The sequence below is a fragment of the Candidatus Saccharibacteria bacterium genome (assembly GCA_012965045.1).
In the GTDB taxonomy this organism is placed as follows: Bacteria; Patescibacteriota; Saccharimonadia; order Saccharimonadales; family DTSZ01; genus DTSZ01.
In genome coordinates, this window is sequence record DTSZ01000001.1 from 430,481 (window position 1) to 454,567 (window position 24,087).

Sequence of the window (24,087 nt, forward strand, 5' to 3'; positions counted from 1 at the left end):
CTTACGCTGCCGTCCCCAAAGCGCATAGCAAGTGCACTTGCTGCATTAGTCCTTGCCGTCACGGGGGCGACACTTGCGTATAACGTTGTCTTCAACTTGCAGGGTCAGGCACCAGCCGGAATTTCTGCACCAGCAGAAGTTGCGCAACCTGAGCTACAATTCACGGACCAGCAAGCCGTCTACCAAGACTTCGGTCCATGGCAAATGAGCCAAATAGTCGCTGGTAGCGAGCAGTCTAGCAATGCAGAAACGCTTGCATGGCTTCACGGTGACGGTTCTATCGAAAGCAGCACGTGGTCTATGCCACAAGATGCTGCCTGGAACCGCACAACGGCTCCTTTTGTTACTAGCCTTTCCAGTTTTGGAGAGGTTGTTCAACTCGAGGTAAACGCAGACGAGACCTATGTGGTCTTTGTTGGGCAGCCCTTCATTCTTGATGGGTTTAGTGAGAGTGTTTTTATGATCGACGGCCACGGCGACATGCTACGGCTGGATACTCAAACCGCAATGGACCTTCGGGTTCAGGAAGGCTAGGTAAAAAATGCTTTGGTTAATTGGTGCAGGCATTGCACTTGCGATCAGTCTGATCGTAGGTATGCTCGACAGCGTCCTGGGAGACAACGACCACCCCGAGTGGCACGTACCCGGATTCTTCGTCAACTGGTTGATCGTCGGTGGAATCCTCTACTGGCTAAATCCGCCGTTGACAGGAATCCTTGGAGGACTATGGTGGTTAATGTTCCCTCTCATCGTCGTTGCGGCGATCAGCTTCGGGGGTTCCTACCACGATTACGGCTCTAACGACTCCAACCCGGGCGGATATTTAGCTGCTGGGCTTGTCGTCCTGATCATGATATGGGGTGGATTGGCAGCGGTTAATCACCCGTGGACGCAGGAAGGTGCAGACGAGCTGGTTGAACTTATCGACGTACAAAACGCCGAAGTTGACGAGTATCCTGCAACCGACCCAACCCACGTGGTGTTGGTGAATGCCGACATCGCTACGTTCAAGGCAAATCAGTCGATGGCTAGTGGCCCGCAAGTAGCAGGCCGCAACCTCGAAACAGTACTTGCTCCAGGCGAGCCGGTTCTGCAGCAGGTTAACGGCCACCTCTACTGGATTGTAGAGCTACAGTTCACTGGCTTCCGCACTGCCAGCCAGATCGATCACACGATCCCTGGCTACATTGTCGTGGATGCCGAGGACCCCAACGCAGCTGTCCAGTTTAGGGATGAGTTCGAGATGACCTTCGTTCCCTACACTCCGCAGTTCCTTTCTTCACAAAGAATCGAACGGCAGCTGTTTACTAATGGGTATGCCACATATAACCTCGACGACCTCACCATTGAGGTTGACGACGAGTGGAACCCATACTACACCTTGGCTATCAGCCGCCCGCTTCACAGCGGTACCGGGAAGGGAAACCGGCCGGTTGGCTTCTTGGTGATCGACCCGCAGGATGGTGACGTCACCCGGTACGATCTGGACGAGGTCCCCGAGTGGGTTGATCGTGTCTACAGTAGCGAGACAGTTTCCGAACTTCTCGGTTACTGGGGCGCCTGGGCTAATGCCCCTCGCCAGCTTATTGAAACACCAAGTAATCGCTTTGACGTCTCTGGAGAGCCCGGCCTGGTGTACACCCAAGATGGGCGAGCTGTATGGCAGGTTCTTATGACCAGTCAAAACAGCGATACCAGCGCCAGCTCTGTCATTCTTGTGGATGCCCGCACTGGTGAAGCCACCAAGTACACCACCAGCAGCGGCATTACCATCGAAGAGAACGTCATCGACGTAATGCGTGCCACCGACAACAACAGGCAACGCCACAATCCGGTTAACCCGCAGCTGTACTCCATCTACGGAGAGCTCAGCTGGGTAGCGAGTTTCGTTCCTTCCACCGAGGAAGGCAACAGCAACGACTCGTTCGCCGCCGTGGCGATCATGCCCGCTACACGAGCCGACACGGCTAGTGTGGTGTATTCAACCTCCTATCGAGAAGCTTTGTCTGAGTACCGTCAGGTCCTGGCAAGCAATTTCTCTAGTGACGACCCTAACACCGAAGCTACATCTGTGGCTGCTGAAGGCACTGTTGAAGCAATTGCTTCTTCGGTTGTCGAAGGCAACACGCTGTACTACATACGGCTAGCAGATGACGAGCGCACATTTATTGGGCCGGTTGGCGAAAGCCTAGACCTGCCCTTTGTCGCAGTTGGCGACGAAGTTCGCATCCGCTTCTTCGACGTTGGCTCACCCTTCGGCGAGGTCGACATCTCGAGTTTCGACATCCTAGTCGAGGCTTCAAGGTAGCAACAACTAAAACGGCACGAGGCCGGTAAAAACTCACTTGGCGCCGAGGGGATTGACCTCTCGAGCACTTGTGCTGAACCGTATGGTTCGCGCCAAGTCCACCGACTCAGCAATCGCAGTTCCTAACGGAACACCAAAAGCGATAGCTGAGTCATAAACCTTAGGTCAAACATTGTTTGGGTTGAGGTTTAGTATTGGGAACGCGAAGAATATTTTGCTGTAATTTTAAGACACACGAAACTTTTTGATATGTTTTAGTATTATATAAACAATATAAAACTTATTTAAAACACTATTTAGAAAATCTTTTTACAATTGACAATTTATATATATTATTATATATTTTTAAAGTAATTACACGACAGTGTGGTTAAGCAGTAAAGTGAGCGTAGACAGCTCGCTTTTTATTTTGACAGGTATTGTTCGTGTGATCTGGTTTAAGTTTAAGGGGTCTTAGATTTTAACCAGATCGCACACCATAGTGCTTTTTGGTAGGTTAATAACCTTGGGAGTAGGTCCCTAGACACAAGATATGGCAACTACTGAATACGAGAGGGATATTCATGGACACGTCAGACTGCATGGGTGACTGCATCGACTGCCCCTTCGCCGAGCCGACAGACGCCGTCATCGACCAGATCTTGGTCGAACTCGACGTTCTCGAAGCTGACATCAAGAGCCTCGAGTCACTTTCGGCGAGCCTCGCGCCCGCCGCCATCGCCTCGCCCACCTGGGCCTGGTACATCGTTGACCTGAACCGCTCCATCCAGAACTCCGTCAACCGCTATGACGAACTCGTCGGTCTGCTCCACTACTACATGAACGTCATGTTGGTCGGTGAGATCTCCGTGGTCGTCGTGCTCGAACCGGTCGATGAGACAACCGAAGCGGTTGCGCCCAACAACAACCCGACCGGCCAAGCGGAAACCTCTCCGATCGATTTCGACAAGTACGTCGCGGAGTCCATCGAGAACTCCTGGAGCTTCATCCCAAGCTAAGTGCCGGCGGCTCGGGCAACTCACGTGCATCGTGCACACGCCCGAGCCGCCGCTCCCTTTTTAATCCATCCACAAAAGCACCCATAAACAATACCTGTCTTCTCAATCCTAGAAACTATCCTGAGTGCTGCAACTATTAGCTTTAAATTGATACACTAAGAGTGTGCAAATCATAGACGTCCGCGAACCAGAAGAATTTAACATGAGCCATGTAGAGGGCTCGATTAACCTGCCCTTAAGTAGAATTATGGCTGACCCAAGCGTGGTTACCGACTTACCAAAAGACGAAACACTCGTTATATATTGCAATTCTGGCAACCGGTCTGGCCAAGCCCAGCAAATACTTAACTCGTACGGGATAATCAACGTAGAAAACGGAATCAACCAGGACTATGTCGAATCTCACTACACAAATTAAAAATGTTTTAGACGACACGATTGCTCAACATATAACCCCCGGCGCTGTTGTTGGGGTTTTTAAAAACGGTCAAAAAACCATAATTCCAGCTGGAAGTTTTACTTATGAGCCGGATTCACCAAGTGTTACCAATAAAACTATTTATGACGTAGCCTCTATAACCAAATCGGTAGCAGCAGGCTTGCTTGCCCTAAAGGCTATTGAAGAACAAAAAATCAGCCCAAACACAAAGCTTACGAGCGTATTGCCAGATTTTACTGGTACGCATCACGATGAAGTTACTGTCCACCACCTACTTACATACACTGTAATATCCGATATACAAACATCTACAGCTGAGCTATCAAAGCAAGGTGGCGAGGCTTTAATTGAGACTTTAAAAAAGACCGCGCTGAAGTCCCCGCCTGGCACAGAGTTTGCCTATATAAATACACCAGTAATTATGCTAACCCTGTTGCTAGAAACAGTTTACGAGAGTAATTTTTATGACTTAGTTCAGCAAAAAATTTTTAAGCCTTTGCATATGAACAGCTCGACGTTTTTTACTTCAAAACTCAGCGACGAGCACATTCCACCAACAGAGAATGTTGACGGACAAAATATTCATAAAATTGTCCATGACGAAAGCGCCCGCGCTATGCAACAAGACGGATACCAGACTGGTCATGCTGGCATGTTTTCAACTGTAGATGATCTACTTAATGTATGTGAAATGATTGTCAACAACGGCACATTTAATAACTCACAATTCCTCCAGCCCGAACTGATTAAAAAAATGACGACAAACCAGCTTGATGCTATTGGCAGACGCAGTGGCTTAGGCTGGGAAATGGACGACTCGTTTTTTAGAGGCTTGTACAAAAATCCAAACATTATTGGCAAAACTGGCTTTACTGGCTGCTCGATTACGATCAATCCAACCAATCAATCCAGCTTGGTAATTCTAAGCAATGCAAAATATCCAGACAGATCAACTACAAGAGATCAAATTATTAAATTTAGACTAAAACTGCTCAAGACCTGTGGCGTAATTTAAACGCCACCCTGTATTGTGGCTCCGCCCAGACATCGGTCTCGTTCCTCGACCTCCTCCGCTCAAAATGCGCTCGAAGCTAAGAGGTAGCTTCTGTGCGCTTTTGCGCTTCGCCGACTGGCACTTCGTCCTTTCCATTTCGAGTCTTTTGAGTAGTACTCAATCCAAATAAAAAACTGCCAAAAGGCAGTTCTTTATTTGGTGGCTCCGCCCAGACTCGAACTGGGGACACAGGGCTCTTCAAGCCCCTGCTCTACCAACTGAGCTACAGAGCCGATCGGTAGATATCTAGAATAACAGTTTTTTAAGTTTTGTTGTTGAAATGAAGAGCAGCCTGCTCTGTCACCTGTTCTGCTTCGCAGCCAGTCGACCCCGCCTCAACTTGGGCGATAATTCGCACCAGGTTTCCGGCCTTGCAAAATGCATTAGAGCATTTCTCACAACTGAGCTACAGAGCCGCGTCGAAATTACTATCGACTTACATATTAAAATAAGTTTTAATATTTTCCGTCTACCGAAATTTCTCCTCGTTTCGATTCTCAAACAGTCATCTGCATAATAACCTTAGATGAATTCCTTGATTTTAGAATCCATAAAATCACAAAGAAACACTGTTGAATCTAGGGGTTGATTATACAGCACTCTACCATATTTAAAAAAGGTAGTTTTTTATATTCTCCCCTTACGTATATCTTCTAGAAACTCAGCTCTAGATCGGCTTATACCATCTGTTTCTGTGCGTACTTCTGGTTCACCACTTGGTTGTCGTGGCTGTTTTTTCGCATATGTACTACGTGACCTAGGTCGTCGAATATAAGAAGCGTCATGTATTGTAGGCTCTGAGTCTGCATGACTCACTCTGGTAGGTTGGCCAGATTGCCGTGGTTGTTGAACTGGAAAAATCTCTGCACTACCTACAAAATTACCAAGACCGTCCAATGGAATACCTTGCTTAATTGCAATCTCTCCCATGTCAGGATTTATAGGCTCTGAAGGCGATTGCTCTGGGTTTGCTGGTGATGGTGTAAATTCGGACATATTGCTTATACTCCTGTTATTAATTGATTGATTCTAGTTTACGAGGTACTACAAAATAAATACATAGCGCTGATAAAACAGCTGCACCGAGTACATAGTATCGAGAAAAGTCACTAATAATGTATGCAACAAACGCAAACATTGTAATCGCTTCGAACATAGCCATTGGAACCGGAAGCGTTGAAGCGTATTTGTTTGGATCTGCTCGAAGGTTAGCTACGTATTTCATGCCAACAGAAAAAACCGCAATTGCTAGCAGGCCAATCACTCCTAGTAGTATTGGGTCATTGCCTGTGCTTGTTGCGGGATCACTTGCGGTAGATTCAACTAGCGCAAGGATATAGGTAAGTCCAAAAAACATAAAACACGCAGCTATCATGGCCAAACGAACTGGCATGGTTTTTCTTACTGACTCTTCTAAAGATTCTTGGTGATTCATATCAACTATTTACGCTGCGTATATTGTTTGATTGTTTCAAATAGGTCAGCAGGTAGGACAAACATTGTTTTTTGTGATGCTTCTGGAGCTATTTTTTCGATTGTCTCTAAAGTTCGAATATTCATTGCACCAGGTGCTTTGTTAAGCATTGCTGCTGCTTCTGCTAATGTTTGGGCAGCTTGTTTTTCACCTTGAGCGTTAATGATAACGGCCCGTCGCTCACGCTCGGCCTCAGCTTGTTTAGCCATAGATCGTTTCATGTTTTGTGGTAATTCAATATTTTGAATCTTGATGGTGTCGACATCAATCCCCCATTTGTCGGTTTCGACATCGACCTGCTTTTTTATTTCGTTCCCAAGACGTTCGCGTTCACTCAATAGAGTGTCGAGCTCCTCGTTACCAACCACGTCACGCATAACTGCTTGAGCATACAGCGTAGTTGCAGCGCGGAAATTTTGGATTTCTAGGACAGCTCGTTTTTCGTCCTTGACTCTAAAAAACACCACAGCATCTACACCAATGGTGACGTTGTCCTTGGTTATAACTTCTTGACGAGGCACATCAACGGTGGCAATACGCATGTCAACTTTTATCATTCGGTCAATGCCATATGGCAAAATAAATCGCAGTCCAGGGCCTTTAATACCGTTTAATTTACCAAAGCGCAAAACCACACCTTGTTCATACTGGTCGACAACTCGTAACCCAGAAACAACCGCAATCACCAATAAAACTGCTACAAACACCACAAATCCTCCCATAAATACTCCTTATACTCTTGATTATTATAGATCAAAACCCTTATAATTTGCGAGCGTACTTCTCTTTGTTTAGGAGTGTGCAAAAATTTTAAACCAAGATTGTCGTTTGATAATTATTGTGCAGCAATCTGTTTGAAATTTTTAGAAGGAAAAAATTTGTGTAAGGAATGAAGATTTAAAACTTGTTTTAAATCAAAGCATAAACACAAATTTTTGACGGGCGGTTAGCTCAGTTGGCTAGAGCACCTCGTTTACACCGAGGGGGTCATAGGTTCGAGTCCTATACCGCCCACCAAACTACTTAAGCATTAATTGATGATTGAGTAGTTGGGTGAATATAGTTACTTGAACCTATTCATAGGTGAGACATCCTGGGAGCATGTTGCAAGGCAACTTTCTGATACGAACTTGTTCGTAATCATGAAATTGCGGGGCTGCTGGAAGTAGCCGAGTCCTATACCGCCCACCAAAAAAAGTAATATATATTATTAAACCAACCGAGTGAGGAGTTGGTTTTTTTATGTCATTAGAAAATTTACCGCAACAATCAGAAGAAGAGCAATGGTTAGTTCGAGCAATCTCTGACTCTATTATAATTGCAAGTTTAGAAACGGCACATATAGCACAATACAAGCTGTTCCAAGATCAATTAGAGCTGATTAAAGCCCAAACCTCAGAGATCGCTGCTCTCGAACGCTTAACGATTAAACTTCTGCTCGAAAAACAAGAACTTGAAAAAGCAATGACATACGATAAGCTAACAGGTTTATTACGAGAAGAAAGCATAGAGCGAGAGGTTTTTCCTCAGGTAGACCGAAAATTGAAAGATAGTGCTTTGTACCATTTAGTATATGCAGATGTCGACGATTTTAGTGCAGTCAATAATATCGAAGGGCACGACCGTGGCGATGAAGCTTTGGCGCTTATTGCTGAAAAAATGAAAGAATCGACAAAGTCTGGGATTGACTTCCTTATTCGATCAAATGATGCAGGCGATGAATTTATTCTAATAATAGAAGGTGATTTGAAAACAGCCAAGCAGGTTGGAAAAAGAATTAATTTAACCCTAGCTGAAGAAGAGCACTTTGCCGGAACTCCACTTAGTTTGTCAGTCGGTTGTGCGCCTTTGCGCGGCACTACCCCAGAGCTTTATAGCGCGTCAAAAATTTTGGCAGAAACAAGAATGCGAATCGCAAAAGAAATCAAAAAAGACACTTAATCATGATTTGTTAGTCTTACATTCTTTGAAGGACAGGCGGTAGTTAGTTTGGCGTGCGAGAGAGGACTTGGCTACTTTCAGCAGCCCCGAACTTTCACTCCTGAAAGCATAGCTTTCAGAGGAAAGTTTCCTTGCGACATGCTCCCAGCATGTCGCACCTCCACGGAGGTTCAAGACTATGCGTACCATACCAAACTAAAAACAGCCCTTCGGGCTATCTTTAGTTTGGTGCAACAAACGCACAAACGTTTGAACTTATTAACAGAATAGCAGAGTGGCTCTATAAAAACCCAGATGAAAGTATCTTTAAGCTTCCGAAACTAACCCTATCAGAGAAACAAAATCAGAGGCTTCAACAGGTGTATGCGTACTAGAATAATACTAACCAGTAGCTATTTGAACAGTACCAAGCAATAAGATAGCTTGATAATAAAATTATAAAAACTACAATAAGCTATATGGACTATAAGCAACAAAGTAACCAAGGCTGTTTAGTAGTAGACTTGATGTACCTATTTGAGATCACACCTACTCGAGATAAAGAAAAAGCTATATTGAGTGAGGGGCTCTTTAAACTTAGAGAAAACTATACGTTAGGCTGTTTGATGGCATTTCTTAAAGAGTATCCTGAGAATAAAATTAAAATCTACGTTGATAACAATTACTATCTAGAAGTGTTGAATGGGTGGGTTAATCACTCTCAAATTGAAATGCTTCACAAAAAGAATGACGCTAAACTGCTAAGTGAACTAGAGCCTCCTTTCATAGTGTATGTCGATAACAATATTACTGATGGCTGGACACACCTCCCTCACTTTATGATGATTACACGCAGTACTGATAAGTTTTTTGATGTCTTTGACCCTTGGACGGGAGCCACGTCAAAAATGTCTAAACAGAAGATACTCGAGGGCATCGAGTTGCTAAGAAGCCACGTAAAAGTTTGTCCATTCGTTATAACCAGGGGCTAGGCAAAGTTAATCCGCTTAAAGAATGGTCTATTATATCTAATACCTTACAGATATAATTGCAGTAATGACAAACGAGCATAAACTGCTATCAAGGCGGTATCTTACATACAAATTTCTAACAAGCCTTTGGTTTGTTGGTGCTGTTTGGCTATATTTTTACAGAATTTTCATAACTGACCAACAAGTTGGCGTTCTAGACGGAATGGCTTTTGCGATTGGTTTATTAGCTGAAGTGCCGTCTGGTGCATTAGCAGATAAGTTTGGTAGAGATAGGATCGTTAAACTGGGTCAGGTTCTAGCAGGTAGCGGTTTACTAATCCAAGCTACGGGTAGTAGTTTTATGCCCTTTTTTGTTGGTCAGGCAATAATGATGATTGGTGTTGCTTTTGTGTCTGGAGCTGACGAGGCTTTGTTCTTTGAGAGGTTGAAGTTCAGCAGAAAGTCTGTGGACTGGAGAAAGCTAGTTACAAGAGGCTCGCAAGTTGCCTTAATGGCTACCCTACTGGCTACAGTTGTAGGTGGATTACTCCACACTATAAACCCTCGTCTACCGTGGTATTTGAACGGATTAGCTTTCATCGTTTCGATAGGGGCTATTTGGTCAGTCAAAGACACTAGGCCTAGAGCTAAGCGTGAGAAGTTTATGCCTGAGCTAAAAAGCTACTTTGTAGATATAAAAATGGGCTTCGCTGAGTTTAGTAGACCAAAGCTACGTCTTTACGTTCCTTATATACTTGCAGTACAAGGGCTATTTTATACAACTGGCTACGGTTTACTAAGGCTTATTCTGTTAGATCGGTTTACTTTCTCTCCATTCTGGGGATCCGTTGCTATAGCTAGCAGTAGCTTAATTACAGTAGGGCTTCTAGCTTATATGCACAAAAATGCCGAGGATCTAAGCGAGCGTAACGTACTTGTAATAATTGGCTTAATCGCTTCATCGAGCCTATTGCTGTCTTTGGCAAACATCGGTTTATTCGGTTATATAGTCATTCTTGCTCTATATGCTGGTGAACACGTTCTGCAACCGTTCCTTAGCGAAGTGTTAAATCATCGAGCATCTGACGACAGAAGAGCTACAGTGCTATCCGTTGCTTCATTCCTGAAGTCATTGCCATATGTGTTACTTGCTCCAATAATTGGCTACCTTAGCTCTAACGATAAAATAGAGTACTTCTTCATTGCTTGGGCTGGAATAATTTTCTTCGCAGTGTTGCTGTATATCAGCCAGAAGAAGCAAGATACACACATTAGCCTAACTGACTGACCACCCCCCTATGCTTTTGGCCTGACTTTTCGAAAAGTCCGTAAACGCACCCATCAGCTAAAAACACGTCTACTTCAATTTTTGGTTTGATTTGGAATATACCCAACAAAAACGGGATTTTCTAAAACAGGGGTAGCGTTAAAAATTTACACCCAACAAATCTAATAGCTTAACAGAGGAAAAATTGTTGGGTAGAAACTGTTAGTTATTTGCTAGTTTATATAGTCTCAACACATCGGTATAATAAAGTTAGATGAGACGCAAGTTAATTAGTAAGAGCTACCTTTTCTCCCGCCTAGGCACTTCTAGGTATTTTTGGCGTGCTCGGCATAAAATTGCAAAAATTAACTTTAGACGGTTACGGACTAGTCTTGTGCTCAAAAATACCACCGCTACTGCAAAGACAGAAGTTCAGTATTGGCAAGCGATGTCCAAAGGCTCTACTGCTCCAATAGTGTTGGCGGTCGTGGTCGCACTTGCTTTGTATGCTCTTGAGCGAAATATCGCCGTCATAGCAGACCTAGGTTTGATACAAAACACCTTTATTGGCAGGTACTTAAGTCGAGGCCTCGATCAAAACACATATGTGCAATTGCTAACTGCTATCGCAAGCGTAACGGGCGTATTCTTGGGTTTATACTTTACTGCCGTCAGTACCGTGATCTCTAACACATACTCTTCTGTTTCAGGGAATGTAAGAGAGCTTCTTCTCAAGGATAAGATTGGGAATAATTACGTTAAGTTGGTGTCATTCTTGACTGCGCTATCAGTCATTCTTTTGTCGGTTAGTGTAGCTGGAGTTGCACCCCTTCATATAGCGGTTCCGCTATTGGCAGTCGTTTCGTGTTTAGCCATTTTTGCTTTTGTTAATCTCGGTAAGCGTGCTTTTTTCTTATCTGACCCAACTCTTTTCTTCAACACGTTGTCGAGCGAACTACTTAAGTGGGTAAGGCAGGCAACTCATCGCGGTCATCACTGGAGAAATTCTAATTTTCAAGAGCATTATCGTAGACAGGCTCTAAAATCTGTTACGACTGTGGCGACGCTCGCCGAAATATCTAGCGAAAAGCCTGAGTTGCAAGGTCAGGCACATCCAGAACTGTTAAGAAAAATGCTATTACTTGTAAATGTCTACCAAGAAGAAAAGCTTTCTATACCCTCTACGAGTAACTGGTTCAGCAAAAAGGCTCAACATAAGCAATGGTATCTGACAGAAAGTACTGAACTCGAGAGTGCTACGCAGACATACACGTCCCTAAAACCAAACGAAATGCCAGACACCACTTGGCTAGAGGACGCTATGCTAGATGTCATATTCAAGGCAAATAAGGCAGATTTAGAGCAAGGTAACTATCAAGCTCTTTATAATAAAATACTAAGTTTGGATGATTTTTTTAAGGAAACTAGCAATAAATGGCTTAGCGAGAGCGGTATCGAATGGCAGACAAAGCTTTCTAAAGATATAGTCAGTCAGTTGGCTAGCGATGCTGAGATTGATGAGCAACAGGAGCAGTACTCTCTTGCTGTTGCCGACATAGTAGCAAGCCTACCAATGTCTTTGGAGCTTGGGTTTGCGAAAGCTGTGGGTGAACTTAACGCGGATAAACTACGCACAGATCTACTCAATACGAACTGGCTTAAAAACAGCTCACCTTATGGCTTTAAATTACCACCAAACACAATTAAGACACTAGAGAAGATGCACGAGGGATTTGTATTTGAGAAGCTAGCTAATGCTTCACACAGAACCCAGAATTGGTACGTTACCGAATTAATACTCCACGACCTTGATATGGCACTCTATGGCCAATGGCAGGCACTTATATCGATGCTCGAGACTTGGTACAAAGACGCTGGGGTAGCTTTAAGCAAAGCTAAGAAATATAAGCACTCTGCAATTATATACAGTAGAGCTATTGAACAAGCCTGGAAACTCGATAGTCACATCGAAACATTAAAGGAGCTTTCAAAGAAACTGGGCGAAGATAGCAAAATTAACTTTGAAAAAAACGCTGAATGGAATTGGGAAAAAGAGCACGACAGGGTTACCAAGTTCAGGGATATGGCTATAGAGGGTCAATCAAAACTCATACCCAAATTGTGGAACACAGAGAAACCAGACCCTGAAATGCCTGATTTATTTGGGGGTGCAGTTCACTTCACAGGAGAAGCTTGTTACCGTTCGCTGGAGGCAGGCGATGCTGAGAAGTTCAAGGCACTGTTCCGAACCTACTTCTTTGGGATAATAGGTATATTTGATAGCGTGAGACCTCAAGTTCTCGACTGGGAGCAGGCGTCGGCAATATCTTGGATGTCTGAGCCAATTCTAGATTTATTTGATATTAGTGGCTATGCATATGTATTTGCGGAATACCACGATATGCCCGAGATATGGAACGAATGTAAAACTGTATGGGACACATACATAGAGGAACTTCCTGCTCAACTACCTATATATGCAACTATCTCCAAATATCATCAAACCCCAAGAATGATGATTACGCCTCGTGCAACGCTCCGAAGTAGGTGGCAGATTGCTTTAGGAAAGCTACTCAGCGACCTGCATAAGCAGACAAATTCTTCTGGCTACTACTCTCAACCACGAGTTGAACATTCTAGTGAACTGATAAGAAATATAGCCCCCTTGAGCGACAGTGTACCCTCTATGTTCGTGGATGCTATAGATATATTTACCGTAAAGTATCTTATTACATTACAAGCTAGTAACGAATTAGATTTCGGTATGATCGAAGATAAGATATCAAACATTAACGGTAGTGAAGAGGTGGATAATGAGTAGACTATCTCGACGATATTTTCCAAGAAAGAGACGCCCAAAGGATGAGCCAGCACATTATGCATTTATGTTCATACGAGATATACATACGGGGATAATGCCCTTTCGAACTGGTAGGGAGTACCCCTTTACAGTTAAATTAAAGCGAGTAAACGAAAGCTTAGAGGTACAATTAAAGGACTTTTTAAGTATCGGTAAAGGTACAGGCTGGTCGATAACAGAAGAGTTAAGCAATATAGTTGGAACACTTTCTCATTACTTAGTGGCTCTTGGTGAAATCTATATAGAAATTGTGCAAGATGATGAAGGCGACAAGAAGAGCTTGGCAGGGAAACAACTCGTCATCTTGCCCAGAGGTAGGGTTTTAAGAGTATATAAGTATTACATTCAAGTTGTGCCTATTGAAAGCTGGAAGCGTGGTGAGAAAAAGTTTCATCTTATACCTTCTAAGAACATTTGGCACCTCAAGTTGCCTAAAAAGCTAGGCTCTCCAAGCAGACACCGTAGAACCCTAAAGAAACTTAATCTACTATCCAATACGACGCCGGCATTTGTATTTGAAGACGGAAAACTAGGAGGGTCGGTATATTATGATTTCGCTAAGCATCGTTTCAATAGCGAAGTAGCTGTTGAGAACGTTACTTCAGAATGGGGCAGTATATGGAGCTTGGGGCAGATTAAGGGCACTACAGAGTACTACTATATCGTTAACAGGCTCAGGTCGTGTCGTTCGCAAGCCCTACTTCGCGAACATATTATTTCTGAAATCAATAGACTGATTTCAAGAATTGGCGTCAAGAACTCTATTCAGGTTAAAGGCTTAGCAATTTCTTCAGATATAAGCGAAGCTATATCTAAACTCGAGAAGGGTGAAATTGGCTTTCAAGAGGCAATGAAAGCTACTAAGAGCTAAAATATCGTATGAGTACTCACAAAATATCCAAAAAAGGGCTAGAAAGGCTGAAAGAGGAGTTTCCAGAAGGCTTTGACCCAGAAAGGAGTTACGGCATTATTCCAAAGCAACCGAGACCAGAAGACACAGTTTATTGGCTCGATTACGATCCAGACAAACGCTATTTGAAGCTCAATAGTTTTGTAATACAGTCCTTTCAAATGGGTAGCAATGCCGACACTTACTTCACTAAGCTGTTTGCCAAAAAAGGCTGGATTAAGAAAGTTACTGTAAAAAAGCCTGCTAGGGCTGGTGTACTAGTAAACAATATCAAGATGCCCCTTAAGCTACGTAATGCTATCTTCGATTTCGGAGCCAAAGGAACAATACTTGAAGTCCATACTGTTATTAGACGTGAGCGAGCTAGAAACTTCAGTGTCATAGACAAAGAAGTGCAGGATTATTTGGTCAAATGCCGAGATAAGCACTACTCCCTGGTAGACGCTGGAAAACGAAAATAAACTACACAGGATTTGCGACGATGGCTAGTTTTCTTGAGAGGATCGGCGTATGGAAACGCCATCAACGCAAAAGAAAGATAAGCAATCGGACACTCTGATTGAGTTTGTCGAGTTGTTGGCTAAAATTGAAACTACTCCCGAGAAAATAAAGAAAAATAGCGATAAGATGACCGTGGGTACGCAAGTTATCACTTACTGACCATCTACAACTACGCTAAAATGGTGTTATATGGCGAGCTTATTAGGAGATACAGACTTTACTAAATTTAGGTATGTTTTGTATGCTCGCAAGTCTACTGAAGATGAGGGCAGTCAAATGCGTTCAATCAAAGATCAGATTAAAGTATGTAAAGAGTACGCTGAACGTAATAATCTAAACGTAGTCGCCATCATTAAAGAAGACAAGTCGGCGAAAGTAGCAAACAAGCGGTCAGGCTTTAACGAGGTTGTAAGCGAGCTAGAGACTAAGGACGGTAAATATGACGCCATACTCTCCTACGCACCAGATAGACTGGCTCGCAATATGCTCGAAGGTGGACTGCTAATAAACCTGGTAGATGATGAAAAAATAAAAGACCTCAAGTTTCCAACACACCACTTCACAAACGACCCATCGGGGAAGCTAACGCTAGGAATTATGTTCTCTATCTCTAAGCACTTCTCTGACGCCCTCTCAAGAGGCGTTAAGCGAGGTAATCAAGGCAACCTAGAAGAAGGTATCTCTGCTGGTGTAGCTAGGTGGGGTTACGACAGAGACGCCAACGGGCACGATAGACCCAACGAGATGTTCGATCTGATCAAAGAGGGCTGGGAAATGCGAGCTAGCGGAGAGACGATTGCTAGCGTAGTCAAATTCTGGAAGAGAAATAACGTTCATAGAATGACGAAAATAAACCGCAAGAACAAAGTATCTAAAAGAAAAGAAATGACTTACAGTACCGCAACGAAGCTGTTTAAGAGCCCTTTTTACTACGGAATACTGGTGCAGTCAGAGCAAGAAGTAGACTTACGGCTCTTACCTATCAACTTTGAGCCAATGATAAGTGAGGAGTTATACAATCAAGTTCAATCGCTAAGTGAAAACAGATCAAAACTTAAACCAAAGACCAGTAAAAAAGGTATATTTTACCCTTTCAGAAATATGGTTTTTTGTGGTGTTTGTAGGGGCGATATACCGATGCGACCTGGCAAAAATAAAAGCTCAAGCGGTAGTTACGGCTTAACCTATCGTTGCGACAATAAGCCTTGCGATAGAAAAGTAAAATCTGTTAGAGCTAAGTACATTCTAGATGACTTATATAAGGTACTCGATACACTGAAATTCACTGAAAAAGAATACAACCAGTACAGTAAGCGTATGGAGGAATTTACTGCTGAAAAGATTGTTGAACTACGAACTGAAAAGCGAAGTCTAACTGGTAGAAAATCAAACCTCGAAAGTAGTTTCAAAACTAAGTCTCGGCAACTAGCAGAGCTTGGCAAAAGTTCGCCAGCTTTCACAACCTTAGAGACAGACTTAGAAGTGATGCAAGATGAACTGCTTGACCTAGAAGATGAAATAGCAAAGATTGAAGCAAAGCTAGTAAATCCGACCAAAATCAAGATGACCAAAGATAAGTTTTTGAACCTAGCAAATACTGCTTCTGACAAGATGAGAGCGGGCACTCCGCTAGAAAAAGACGTACTGGCACGAATAATGCTTTTGAACTTCACTATAGACGACGAAAGGGCGCCTTCCTACCTCTGGAAAGAGCCCTTTGATAGCTTATTAAAAGCTAAGAATATTCGTTCTGGTGCGCGAGAGAGGACTTGAACCTCCACGGGATTACTCCCACTACCCCCTCAAGGTAGCGCGTCTACCAATTCCGCCACTCGCGCATATAGACACTATCGAATAGTTTAGAACAGATATTAAATATAGGCTAGTTACTCCAAATATATTCATAAACCAGAATTTAAATATACCCCGACCTACAACCATCCAACGCATCTACAGGAACCAGTGATCTGTATGATTACCTTTACAACTGCTCTTCTATTTCTTCTACATGAGTGATGGCATCGTCACCCATAAGACGGCGGAGCGTGTTTTTAAGCATGGTGTGCTGAATAAACAGGTCGTGTTCAGACGGGGAGCCGTCACTTGTTTGTGGGCCCTTGAAATAAAAGCTCAGCCAATCTTGTACTCCACCTAACCCAGCTCGGGCAGCAAGGTCTGTAAACAAAACAAGATCAAGGACAATTGGTGCAGCCAAAATTGAGTCTCTGCACAAAAAGTTGACTTTAATCTGCATTGGATACCCCATCCATCCAAAGATATCGATATTATCCCAGCCTTCTTTTTCGTCGCCGCGTGGTGGGTAATAGTTAATTCGAACTTTGTGGTAATAGTCTTTATACAGTTCTGGGTATACATCTGGCTGTAGCACGGTGTCGAGCACCCCAGCTTTGGTAACCTCTTTGGACTTAAAGTTTTCTGGGCTGTCTAAAACTTCACCATCGCGGTTGCCTAAAATGTTAGTCGAAAACCAACCATTCAAGCCCAGCATGCGAGCCTTTAGCCCTGGTGCAATAATCGTTTTTATTAAAGTTTGACCTGTTTTAAAGTCGCGACCAGCAATTGGAATATTACTACTTTGTGCAAGATTCGAAAGTGCTGGTACATTTACAGTGTTATGTGGAGCGCCGTTAATATATGGCACGCCTTCTTTTAAAGCAGCGTAAGCGTACAGCTGAGATGGTGACAAATCGTCGGAATCGTCAGCTATCGCCTTCTCGAACTGCTCAATGTCCTCGTGCACTAAACTTGGCTCGCTGTGAGCCTCGGTTGAGCCACACCATATCATCACTAAACGCTCACAGTTATTTTCAGTTTTAAACGATTTAATTTCTTGCCGTAATTCTGCGACTTTGTCAGCCAGCGACCCAGTTTTTATATTTGGGCCTTCAATGTTTTTTATAAATTTGCTTGAAAACACCGCTTTCATAGGCTTTATTGCAGAAAGATCATCTTTAACTTGCTCTAAATGGTGCGGGCTTAATACGCCGGCGTTAACAGCTGCTTCGTACATGTTTTCTTCGAAAATATCCCAACCACCAAAAACAAGGTCTTCCATATTTGCCAATGGTACATAGTCTTTTATTTTTGGAAACGACCGGTCATTGCCAGACCCTACCCGTATGGTTTGCATTTGTGACACCGAACCAAATGGTTGAGCTTGGTCTTTTCGCGCTGCGAAAACCCCAGCCATAAATGTTGTTGCCACCGCTCCCATGCCTGGCATTAAAATACCCAATTTACCTTGTGCAGGCTTAATATCTTTAGATTGCATGAATCTCCCTCCAGGCAGTTTGCTGCCTTCTCGTATTTAAGCTGATTTATGTCTAATTATAGCAGCTTAGCGATGCGAGCGTGGCAGGTGGTCTGAAAGGTGTTCCATAGAATATTCTTTACGCAAAATTGGTACGAGATCTTTTTTACTAACACCAATTTTTACACCTGGGTTAAGAATTCCGTAGGGGTCAAAAATCTTTTTTACTTTTGCAAATACATCATACATTTTTTCACCGTAAAGCTCTTTCAGGTACGGTGCACGCAAACGACCGTCGTTGTGCTCTCCAGCGGTGGATCCGCCCATACTCATTACTAATCCGTAATAATCGTCCATTAACCTAAATACTTTTTGTCGATCAGCGGTTTTGGTTAAGTCTAGGAATGGCTGCATGTGAATATTGCTATTTCCGGCATGACCCCATAGTGCAACGTCAAGGCCGTATTTTTCGTACAAGGCATAGACTTTTGGAATAAATTCGGTCAGTTTTTCTTGCGGCACAACACCGTCTTCTATAATTGGCAGAGCTTTTGCGTTTCCTTTGGTGTGCCACATCACAGCAGCAGCTGACCGCCGTAGTTTCCAAAGCATTTCTTGCTCATGCGGGTCTTCGGTAACCTGAAACTCAAGAGCGATTCCCTCAAGTATTTTTTTAGCTTTCTTAGTTAGCCGTTTGCGCTTACTTTCATTGTTGTCGTCAAATTCAATTAATAAAACAATCTTCGGGAATGGCTTCTCGACCAAACCTTCAAGTTGCTTAGAGTTATGCTCATCAACAAGTTCTAGCAGGAATTTATCTACAAACTCTAACGCAGCTGGGCCTAATGGCAGCAATTGGGCAACAGCTTGCCCAGCAGATTCCAGACTGTCGAAATGTGCCGCAATCAACGTATTCTGCGCGGTATAAGCTTCGGTGCGAAGTGTAATCTCGGTCACCACACCAAGCGTACCTTGAGATCCAACAATAAGCGGAGTTAAATCAAACGAGCCATCTTTGCGTTTGACATCTGTTAAGTCGTAGCCCGTAGAATTTTTACTAACATTTCGTTTGCTGTCGTGAATCAATTCCCAGTTATCCATGATCAGCGAGTCAAGCTGACGATATATTTCTGACTCAAAGCTGGTACCACCCATTTTTTTATTAAGTTCACGTTTTGTGATTCGTCGTGTGTCGATTACCTCACCATTGGCAAGTACCACCTGGCACGTTTTCACAAAGTTTTTAGTAGCACCATATTTTAGGGTCATTTCACCAGCGGCATTGTTAGCAACGGCGCCGCCAATAGTTGAAAATTCGATACTTGACGGATATGGCGGCATAAACCGACCGTGGCTTTTAAGTACTTTCTGCATGGCTGCATAGTTTTCGCCTGGCTGTACAATAATAGATTCGCGGTCGAGTTGAATAATTTTGTTCATGTGGGCAGGAAAGACCATCATTATGCCGTCGCCTAGCGCTCCACCAGCCTGGTCAGTACCACGACCACGGGCAGTTATGGGTAGCACTTTGCCTTTTTCGGCCAGCTGCCAACTAAAACGAACAGTCTTGCGTACATCTGTTGTATTGAGTGGATAGACCACCATTTTTGGCGTAACTTCAAACACAGAACCATCTGTCGAAAAGTAGTCTCTAACTTTTTTAGAAACTATTACGTCTCCGCTAATGTGTTGTTGCAAATATTCAGCTAGCTTGCTCATGTCGCAGACAGGCTCCTTGTTGTTTTTTTACGCTTATGTTTCTTCTTAGACCATGGTACCAAAAAGCTGGTATTTTATACAGCGTTATTCGACTTGGCTGATTGATTCTGTCCGAACATACCACTCGTGAATATTAGTAAAGCGGTCAGCAGTCCGCGATAAAACGTCCCAACTATAGCCTTTTATCCGATCAGTTTGCTGATAGTCATAGAGTGATTGGTGCAGGGCTACAGCTGGGCTTAGATCTCGCCACTGTTCAAGAAATGCTTCGTATTTAGCAATACGTAAGTTTCTGTCTGTTCGAGTTCGGCCAGCTTCTAATGCCGAATCGATAATAGAATTTTCTAATCGCGAAAAGTTTAAACCGCCTAAACCTGCCTGTGAACTGTGCCAGAACACAAAGTTGTCTAGATCGAGACCATTTTGAATTGTAGCTAATACAACTTGGTAATTTTTAGACGCTACACTTCTGCTTTGGAAATCAGCCACGCTTACAAACTCCGCATATACATCGATTCCTTCAGGCTGCCAGCTCTTTTGCAAGCCTTCAACTATCAGCCGATTTTCGAGTGTATCGGCAGCTAAAATTGTTAACGATAACACCTGCCCGTCTTTTATACGAAGCCCTTCGTCAGAACGGACAAAACCAGCAGCATCAAGTTGCTGACGGCCTTTTTCAGCATTATGAGGTAGCTGCACATGACTAGGATTATCAACCGCTAACTGTTGCGGTAAGAACGGATTGTTAATTAACGGCGCCTGAAACGTTTGAGCGGTGTATATTTGCGATTTATCAACAAGCTGCGTTAGTGCTTGCCGCACAGCTTTAGTTTTTAAAATGTCGTTTTTAGTGTTAAAAAACAAATACGATCCAGCTGCCAGCTTGGTTGGCGTTGCGGCGGTGTCAGTTGCGGTGCTCGAAATATTGTCTTGTTTACCGAAGCCATCAACTAAGCCTTTGTCGAACGCGTTTTGGGCAGTTGCCGAATCTTCAAATAACTCGATCTCAATAGTTCTAATGTAGGGTTCTCCGCGATAATAATTTTCATTTCTGGTTAATGTGATAAGCCCAGAGTCGCCGTCGATTTTTGCCACCTCGTAAGCACCGGTACCAACAGGATTAATAGAAAACTCACTGGACCGAATACTTGCCGGATCAACCGCATGTAACTTGTGCTCAGGCAGAATTAACTGCCTCAGAAGGTGCGGGAATGGAGCGAATGAATTAGGCAGCTTAAAAATGACGCTATTTGGGTCTGGCGTTTCGACAATAACACCCTCCCAGGTGTCGGAAAAAATCGACCCCACCTGTTTATTTTGCAGCAGATCAACGGTAAAGCGAACGTCTGACGAGTCAAACTGCTCACCGTCATGCCACACCACATCGTCGCGTAACTGTAATGTAAATTCATCGGCAGCTTCGTTGGCAATAATTTTAGTAGCTAGCGATGGGCTTAAATTACCGGCTGCGTCGTAGACCAAAAGACTATCAAACACAATACCGGCAATATCGGCATTTGCTCCGTCCAGCGCGAATAACGGATTAAGGTTGTTTACCTTGCCGACAACTGCCTCACGGTAAACACCTCCTTGGGTCGGTATTTGTTTTAACGACGTCTGCCGAGACTGACTAATTTGGACAAGACTTGCTGCTATTAGCGCCGTGCAGAGCACTAACCAACCAGTTGCAAATCGCCGGATTTTTCTGAACTTTTTCCACCGCTTAACAACTGTTTTATCAATATTTTCAAGCGAATCAACCCATGACTTAGCCGGAAGCTTTTTTAGTCTTCGTATAAATCGCTTTGTCTTAAATTTGATATATGGTCTAAACATTAGCCAAGAATAAGATTAAGCAAGATGCTTAAACTAAATGCCACCGCTAGAACAATTGTTATTTGGTGAATCGTTTTGTCCACGCCGCGTCGCTCAGTATGAATTTCGTTGCTGCCACCAAAGCCGGCGCCTAGACTCGCCCCTCGTCCTTGTACCAAAATAAATACTGTCATTAGTACACCAGAAATAACTGTTACCGCACGTAAAATATCTTCCATTTATACTCCCTATTTAACTTCGAGCTTTGAGCTTGCAAAGAACATGCTCAAACCATAGTTAACTATCCATACAATTATAGCAGTCATTATGGCTGCTCCGAAGGTTTTTACTTCGAAGCTGTCATATAACGCAGACGTTAAGTAAACCATAAAACCATTAATTATCAGCATAAAAAAGCCGAGACTAAGAATTACTGCAGGTAACGTCAGCAGCACTAGCACTGGTCGAATGACGGCATTAACAGCGGTGAATATTAAAGCTGCAACCGCAATGACTACTAAACTATTTTGGTAATCAATGTTTTCACTTAAACGCGCAGCAATCCATAATCCGAGTGCGTTAAACCCCAGCCGTACTACTAATTTCGGGGCTGAACCTTTTGAAAACGTGACCGTTTTATTTTCCATCACTGCTATTCTAGCACCTCTGTTAATTTAATGCAGCCTTGTTTTGTTATTAAATAGGCATCTTCTAAACGAACCGCAACACCCCACTCCGCTACATACAGACCAGGCTCCGCCATAAACACCATGTTTTCTTTTAATGGCTGCGAATAATCACCAGCATCGTGTACGTCTAAGCCTAAAAAGTGGCCAAAGCCGTGCGGACAATATTCATAGGTATCTTTGAGCTCGGCCGAATCATCAAGCAGCTTAAGAATTTTTAACGCTTTTAGTAGTTCCTGTCGAAACGCTTTTGCTATCTCCATCGGAGTGGTGCCCGGCTTAAGATAACTAATAATGAACTTTTGTAATTCAGCCACAAGTTGCTTAACGTGCTGGTACTCTTCGCTCATGGTGCCAAATTCCAACATTCTAGTAACATCGGCGGAATAATAGTCCTGCTCTGCTCCAACATCTACTAGAACAGCAGTATTCTTAGCGATAGTCTGGTTATTGGCAGTGTAGTGAAGCATGAATGCGTTGTTGCCTCCGGCTACAATTGGGTCATAACCATGCGTAAATTGGTGACGGATAAATTCTGCCGTTATATACGCTTCAACATCTTGTTCAGACTTAAAGTTTGCAATGTGCTCCATTGAGCTTTCAAGCGTAGCCTCGGTAAAAGCTGTTACGGTTGCTAGTTGTTTTATTTCTGGCTCTGTTTTGATTACGCGAAGTTCGTCGAGTATAGGCGTAGCGTCATTAATTTTTTTTACACCATAGCGTTTCAAGGCTCGCTTGAACTTGCTGTGGGCAGGGTTAAGCGCGTGGGTAAAAAATGAATCTTTTCTGTTTTGAGGCATCAATACTTCAGTGGTGTTGCCAAGTATGTTTTTTATAATTGCAGCCTTTTGGGTCAGATAATGGACATGTTGTATTCCGCTTTTTTGCTGAGCCTCTGTAATACTCAGGCCGCCATCAAGCCACGTGGTGTGAGCCTTCGTAACCTGTGGTATAAACAAATGTTCTTGGCCGCCGCTATCGATTACCAAAATACAGTTTGGCTCATTGATACCTGTTAGGTACCAAAAATTACTGTCCTGTCGAAATGGGTAGTTTGTGTCTTTAGTTTTTTGGATAACTGTGTGAGCAGTACTGGCAAATACTGATCCATGGAGTTTTTGAATAAGCCTACGACGGTTATTTATATGAAATTCTGGCAACATGGCCTTTAGTGTACGTTCTTTTACTGCTTACGCTCAACAAAAGGTGCAATTTCGTGCGCTTTAGACAGTAGTTTTTTTCTTGGCAGCGACTTAGCAGCATCGCGCGAAATAAAACTCACAGCAGTCGTTGCGACTGTCAAAACAGCTGCCCCACAGCGTTTAATTCTTTCTTTTACTTTAGCTTTTGCGGACAAATCTTCATTGCTATGCGCAAAAACCTTGGGTGATTCAAAAGACAGTGCAGTTAATGCTATGCGGCTTGCTGCAATACTAGCTTTTAACCTGTCGCCGTATGTTGCTTCTGCGAACGACTCTGTTACCCACAAGTGACCTTCTGTTTGATCCGGCTTTACTGAATTTCGTGACATCCGCGCCAAAAAGAACTCAACTTTAGAGCGACGTATTAACCCCAACGCCTTTTTAGACAATACTTCCTCTTCAAAACTTTCGTTAGAGGCTAGTGCTTGGGTTAAATTAATTTTCCCTGCAACATGATCATGCGCAGCTCTGCTTCGATGTAAAGAATCCCAGCTAAAAACTCCCAAAGTCTGCGCAAAATCAGTCGTAGTGTTTGCTTCGTCAATAATAGCCATCGCTTCTGTAATGTCGCCATTTTCGGCATACGTAAACTGAGCAGTATCTCTCAATAATCGAGCTTCCTCTAAAGGATTCTTTTCGTAGTGATGTGGATTCTCATAGTCGGTCATATTTTATATATTCTACAATTAATT

Annotated in this window: 21 protein-coding genes, 3 tRNA genes and 1 pseudogene (1 of these 25 running past the window's edge); 13 read left to right on the forward strand and 12 right to left on the reverse strand. The window is 43.4% G+C overall.

Annotated elements, in window-relative coordinates:
• From EYO12_02260 to EYO12_02280, 5 genes and pseudogenes are all read left to right on the forward strand, one after another.
• Positions 1-534: pseudogene (locus EYO12_02260) on the forward strand (hypothetical protein); it begins 777 nt to the left of the window's first position.
• 7 nt (positions 535-541) lie between these two features.
• The gene (locus EYO12_02265; protein ID HIA91920.1) at positions 542-2,308 is read left to right on the forward strand and encodes a hypothetical protein; all 1,767 of its coding nucleotides are present in this window, start codon (positions 542-544) and stop codon (positions 2,306-2,308) included.
• A gap of 563 nt (positions 2,309-2,871) precedes the next feature.
• The gene (locus EYO12_02270; protein ID HIA91921.1) at positions 2,872-3,306 is read left to right on the forward strand and encodes a hypothetical protein; all 435 of its coding nucleotides are present in this window, start codon (positions 2,872-2,874) and stop codon (positions 3,304-3,306) included.
• 163 nt (positions 3,307-3,469) lie between these two features.
• Entirely contained in the window at positions 3,470-3,724 is a 255-nt protein-coding gene (locus EYO12_02275) for a rhodanese-like domain-containing protein (protein HIA91922.1), read from the forward strand.
• Positions 3,699-4,760, forward strand: coding sequence for a class A beta-lactamase-related serine hydrolase (locus EYO12_02280; protein HIA91923.1), 1,062 nt, complete (start codon positions 3,699-3,701; stop codon positions 4,758-4,760). Before EYO12_02275 ends, EYO12_02280 begins: the two co-directional genes overlap by 26 nt.
• A gap of 196 nt (positions 4,761-4,956) precedes the next feature.
• Here the strand turns inward: EYO12_02280 and EYO12_02285 are convergent.
• The 4 genes from EYO12_02285 to EYO12_02300 form a co-directional block, all read right to left on the reverse strand.
• Positions 4,957-5,032 (reverse strand) — tRNA-Phe (locus EYO12_02285).
• 394 nt (positions 5,033-5,426) lie between these two features.
• Positions 5,427-5,795, reverse strand: a complete 369-nt coding sequence (locus tag EYO12_02290) for a hypothetical protein (protein ID HIA91924.1) — start codon at positions 5,793-5,795, stop codon at positions 5,427-5,429.
• A gap of 19 nt (positions 5,796-5,814) precedes the next feature.
• Complete coding sequence (locus tag EYO12_02295; protein ID HIA91925.1) at positions 5,815-6,234, reverse strand: hypothetical protein; 420 nt, start codon at positions 6,232-6,234, stop codon at positions 5,815-5,817.
• A 5-nt stretch (positions 6,235-6,239) separates the two neighbouring features.
• The gene (locus EYO12_02300) at positions 6,240-6,995 is read right to left on the reverse strand and encodes a slipin family protein (GenBank protein HIA91926.1); all 756 of its coding nucleotides are present in this window, start codon (positions 6,993-6,995) and stop codon (positions 6,240-6,242) included.
• A 218-nt stretch (positions 6,996-7,213) separates the two neighbouring features.
• Between EYO12_02300 and EYO12_02305 the strand changes: the two genes are divergently transcribed.
• The 8 genes from EYO12_02305 (at position 7,214) to EYO12_02340 (ending at position 16,475) form a co-directional block, all read left to right on the forward strand.
• Positions 7,214-7,290: transfer RNA gene (locus EYO12_02305), tRNA-Val, on the forward strand.
• 225 nt (positions 7,291-7,515) lie between these two features.
• Positions 7,516-8,214, forward strand: a complete 699-nt coding sequence (locus EYO12_02310; protein ID HIA91927.1) for a GGDEF domain-containing protein — start codon at positions 7,516-7,518, stop codon at positions 8,212-8,214.
• Positions 8,215-8,672: 458 nt separating this feature from the next.
• A complete protein-coding gene (locus tag EYO12_02315) occupies positions 8,673-9,185 on the forward strand; it encodes a hypothetical protein (GenBank protein HIA91928.1) in 513 nt (170 codons plus the stop codon).
• 64 nt (positions 9,186-9,249) lie between these two features.
• Entirely contained in the window at positions 9,250-10,452 is a 1,203-nt protein-coding gene (locus EYO12_02320) for an MFS transporter (GenBank protein ID HIA91929.1), read from the forward strand.
• Between the two features lie 253 nt (positions 10,453-10,705).
• A complete protein-coding gene (locus tag EYO12_02325; protein HIA91930.1) occupies positions 10,706-13,252 on the forward strand; it encodes a hypothetical protein in 2,547 nt (848 codons plus the stop codon).
• Positions 13,245-14,162 carry a hypothetical protein gene (locus tag EYO12_02330; GenBank protein HIA91931.1) on the forward strand — a complete coding sequence of 306 codons (918 nt, stop codon included), beginning with the start codon at positions 13,245-13,247 and terminating at the stop codon, positions 14,160-14,162. Before EYO12_02325 ends, EYO12_02330 begins: the two co-directional genes overlap by 8 nt.
• 8 nt (positions 14,163-14,170) lie before the next feature.
• The gene (locus EYO12_02335; protein HIA91932.1) at positions 14,171-14,662 is read left to right on the forward strand and encodes a hypothetical protein; all 492 of its coding nucleotides are present in this window, start codon (positions 14,171-14,173) and stop codon (positions 14,660-14,662) included.
• A 229-nt stretch (positions 14,663-14,891) separates the two neighbouring features.
• The gene (locus tag EYO12_02340) at positions 14,892-16,475 is read left to right on the forward strand and encodes a hypothetical protein (GenBank protein HIA91933.1); all 1,584 of its coding nucleotides are present in this window, start codon (positions 14,892-14,894) and stop codon (positions 16,473-16,475) included.
• Here the strand turns inward: EYO12_02340 and EYO12_02345 are convergent.
• The 8 genes from EYO12_02345 to EYO12_02380 all read right to left on the reverse strand — a co-directional run bounded on the left by EYO12_02345 (position 16,454) and on the right by EYO12_02380 (position 24,063).
• Positions 16,454-16,540: transfer RNA gene (locus tag EYO12_02345), tRNA-Leu, on the reverse strand. The two genes, EYO12_02340 and EYO12_02345, sit on opposite strands and share 22 nt — an antisense overlap.
• Before the next feature lie 143 nt (positions 16,541-16,683).
• The gene (locus EYO12_02350; protein HIA91934.1) at positions 16,684-17,994 is read right to left on the reverse strand and encodes an inositol-3-phosphate synthase; all 1,311 of its coding nucleotides are present in this window, start codon (positions 17,992-17,994) and stop codon (positions 16,684-16,686) included.
• Between the two features lie 66 nt (positions 17,995-18,060).
• Positions 18,061-19,692: an FAD-binding oxidoreductase gene (locus EYO12_02355; protein ID HIA91935.1), complete on the reverse strand. Its 1,632-nt coding sequence runs from the start codon at positions 19,690-19,692 to the stop codon at positions 18,061-18,063.
• Positions 19,693-19,776: 84 nt separating this feature from the next.
• Complete coding sequence (locus tag EYO12_02360) at positions 19,777-21,528, reverse strand: peptide ABC transporter substrate-binding protein (protein ID HIA91936.1); 1,752 nt, start codon at positions 21,526-21,528, stop codon at positions 19,777-19,779.
• A complete protein-coding gene (secG, locus tag EYO12_02365) occupies positions 21,528-21,746 on the reverse strand; it encodes a preprotein translocase subunit SecG (GenBank protein ID HIA91937.1) in 219 nt (72 codons plus the stop codon). Before secG ends, EYO12_02360 begins: the two co-directional genes overlap by 1 nt.
• 9 nt (positions 21,747-21,755) lie before the next feature.
• Entirely contained in the window at positions 21,756-22,154 is a 399-nt protein-coding gene (locus EYO12_02370; GenBank protein ID HIA91938.1) for a phage holin family protein, read from the reverse strand.
• Positions 22,155-22,159: 5 nt separating this feature from the next.
• A complete protein-coding gene (locus tag EYO12_02375) occupies positions 22,160-23,356 on the reverse strand; it encodes an aminopeptidase P family protein (GenBank protein ID HIA91939.1) in 1,197 nt (398 codons plus the stop codon).
• A 20-nt stretch (positions 23,357-23,376) separates the two neighbouring features.
• Positions 23,377-24,063, reverse strand: a complete 687-nt coding sequence (locus EYO12_02380) for a hypothetical protein (protein ID HIA91940.1) — start codon at positions 24,061-24,063, stop codon at positions 23,377-23,379.
• Positions 24,064-24,087 lie beyond the last annotated feature (24 nt).

Excerpts from the sequence above, each read along its gene's own strand:
- EYO12_02265 (HIA91920.1), top strand. The coding sequence starts at position 542 with ATGCTTTGGTTAATTGGTGCAGGCATTGCACTTGCGATCAGTCTGATC.
- EYO12_02270 (HIA91921.1), top strand. The coding sequence starts at position 2,872 with ATGGACACGTCAGACTGCATGGGTGACTGCATCGACTGCCCCTTCGCC.
- EYO12_02280 (HIA91923.1), top strand. The coding sequence starts at position 3,699 with ATGTCGAATCTCACTACACAAATTAAAAATGTTTTAGACGACACGATT.
- EYO12_02290 (HIA91924.1), bottom strand. The coding sequence starts at position 5,795 with ATGTCCGAATTTACACCATCACCAGCAAACCCAGAGCAATCGCCTTCA.
- EYO12_02295 (HIA91925.1), bottom strand. The coding sequence starts at position 6,234 with ATGAATCACCAAGAATCTTTAGAAGAGTCAGTAAGAAAAACCATGCCA.
- EYO12_02300 (HIA91926.1), bottom strand. The coding sequence starts at position 6,995 with ATGGGAGGATTTGTGGTGTTTGTAGCAGTTTTATTGGTGATTGCGGTT.
- EYO12_02310 (HIA91927.1), top strand. The coding sequence starts at position 7,516 with ATGTCATTAGAAAATTTACCGCAACAATCAGAAGAAGAGCAATGGTTA.
- EYO12_02315 (HIA91928.1), top strand. The coding sequence starts at position 8,673 with ATGGACTATAAGCAACAAAGTAACCAAGGCTGTTTAGTAGTAGACTTG.
- EYO12_02320 (HIA91929.1), top strand. The coding sequence starts at position 9,250 with ATGACAAACGAGCATAAACTGCTATCAAGGCGGTATCTTACATACAAA.
- EYO12_02325 (HIA91930.1), top strand. The coding sequence starts at position 10,706 with ATGAGACGCAAGTTAATTAGTAAGAGCTACCTTTTCTCCCGCCTAGGC.
- EYO12_02330 (HIA91931.1), top strand. The coding sequence starts at position 13,245 with ATGAGTAGACTATCTCGACGATATTTTCCAAGAAAGAGACGCCCAAAG.
- EYO12_02335 (HIA91932.1), top strand. The coding sequence starts at position 14,171 with ATGAGTACTCACAAAATATCCAAAAAAGGGCTAGAAAGGCTGAAAGAG.
- EYO12_02340 (HIA91933.1), top strand. The coding sequence starts at position 14,892 with ATGGCGAGCTTATTAGGAGATACAGACTTTACTAAATTTAGGTATGTT.
- EYO12_02350 (HIA91934.1), bottom strand. The coding sequence starts at position 17,994 with ATGCAATCTAAAGATATTAAGCCTGCACAAGGTAAATTGGGTATTTTA.
- EYO12_02355 (HIA91935.1), bottom strand. The coding sequence starts at position 19,692 with ATGAGCAAGCTAGCTGAATATTTGCAACAACACATTAGCGGAGACGTA.
- EYO12_02360 (HIA91936.1), bottom strand. The coding sequence starts at position 21,528 with ATGTTTAGACCATATATCAAATTTAAGACAAAGCGATTTATACGAAGA.
- secG (HIA91937.1), bottom strand. The coding sequence starts at position 21,746 with ATGGAAGATATTTTACGTGCGGTAACAGTTATTTCTGGTGTACTAATG.
- EYO12_02370 (HIA91938.1), bottom strand. The coding sequence starts at position 22,154 with ATGGAAAATAAAACGGTCACGTTTTCAAAAGGTTCAGCCCCGAAATTA.
- EYO12_02375 (HIA91939.1), bottom strand. The coding sequence starts at position 23,356 with ATGTTGCCAGAATTTCATATAAATAACCGTCGTAGGCTTATTCAAAAA.
- EYO12_02380 (HIA91940.1), bottom strand. The coding sequence starts at position 24,063 with ATGACCGACTATGAGAATCCACATCACTACGAAAAGAATCCTTTAGAG.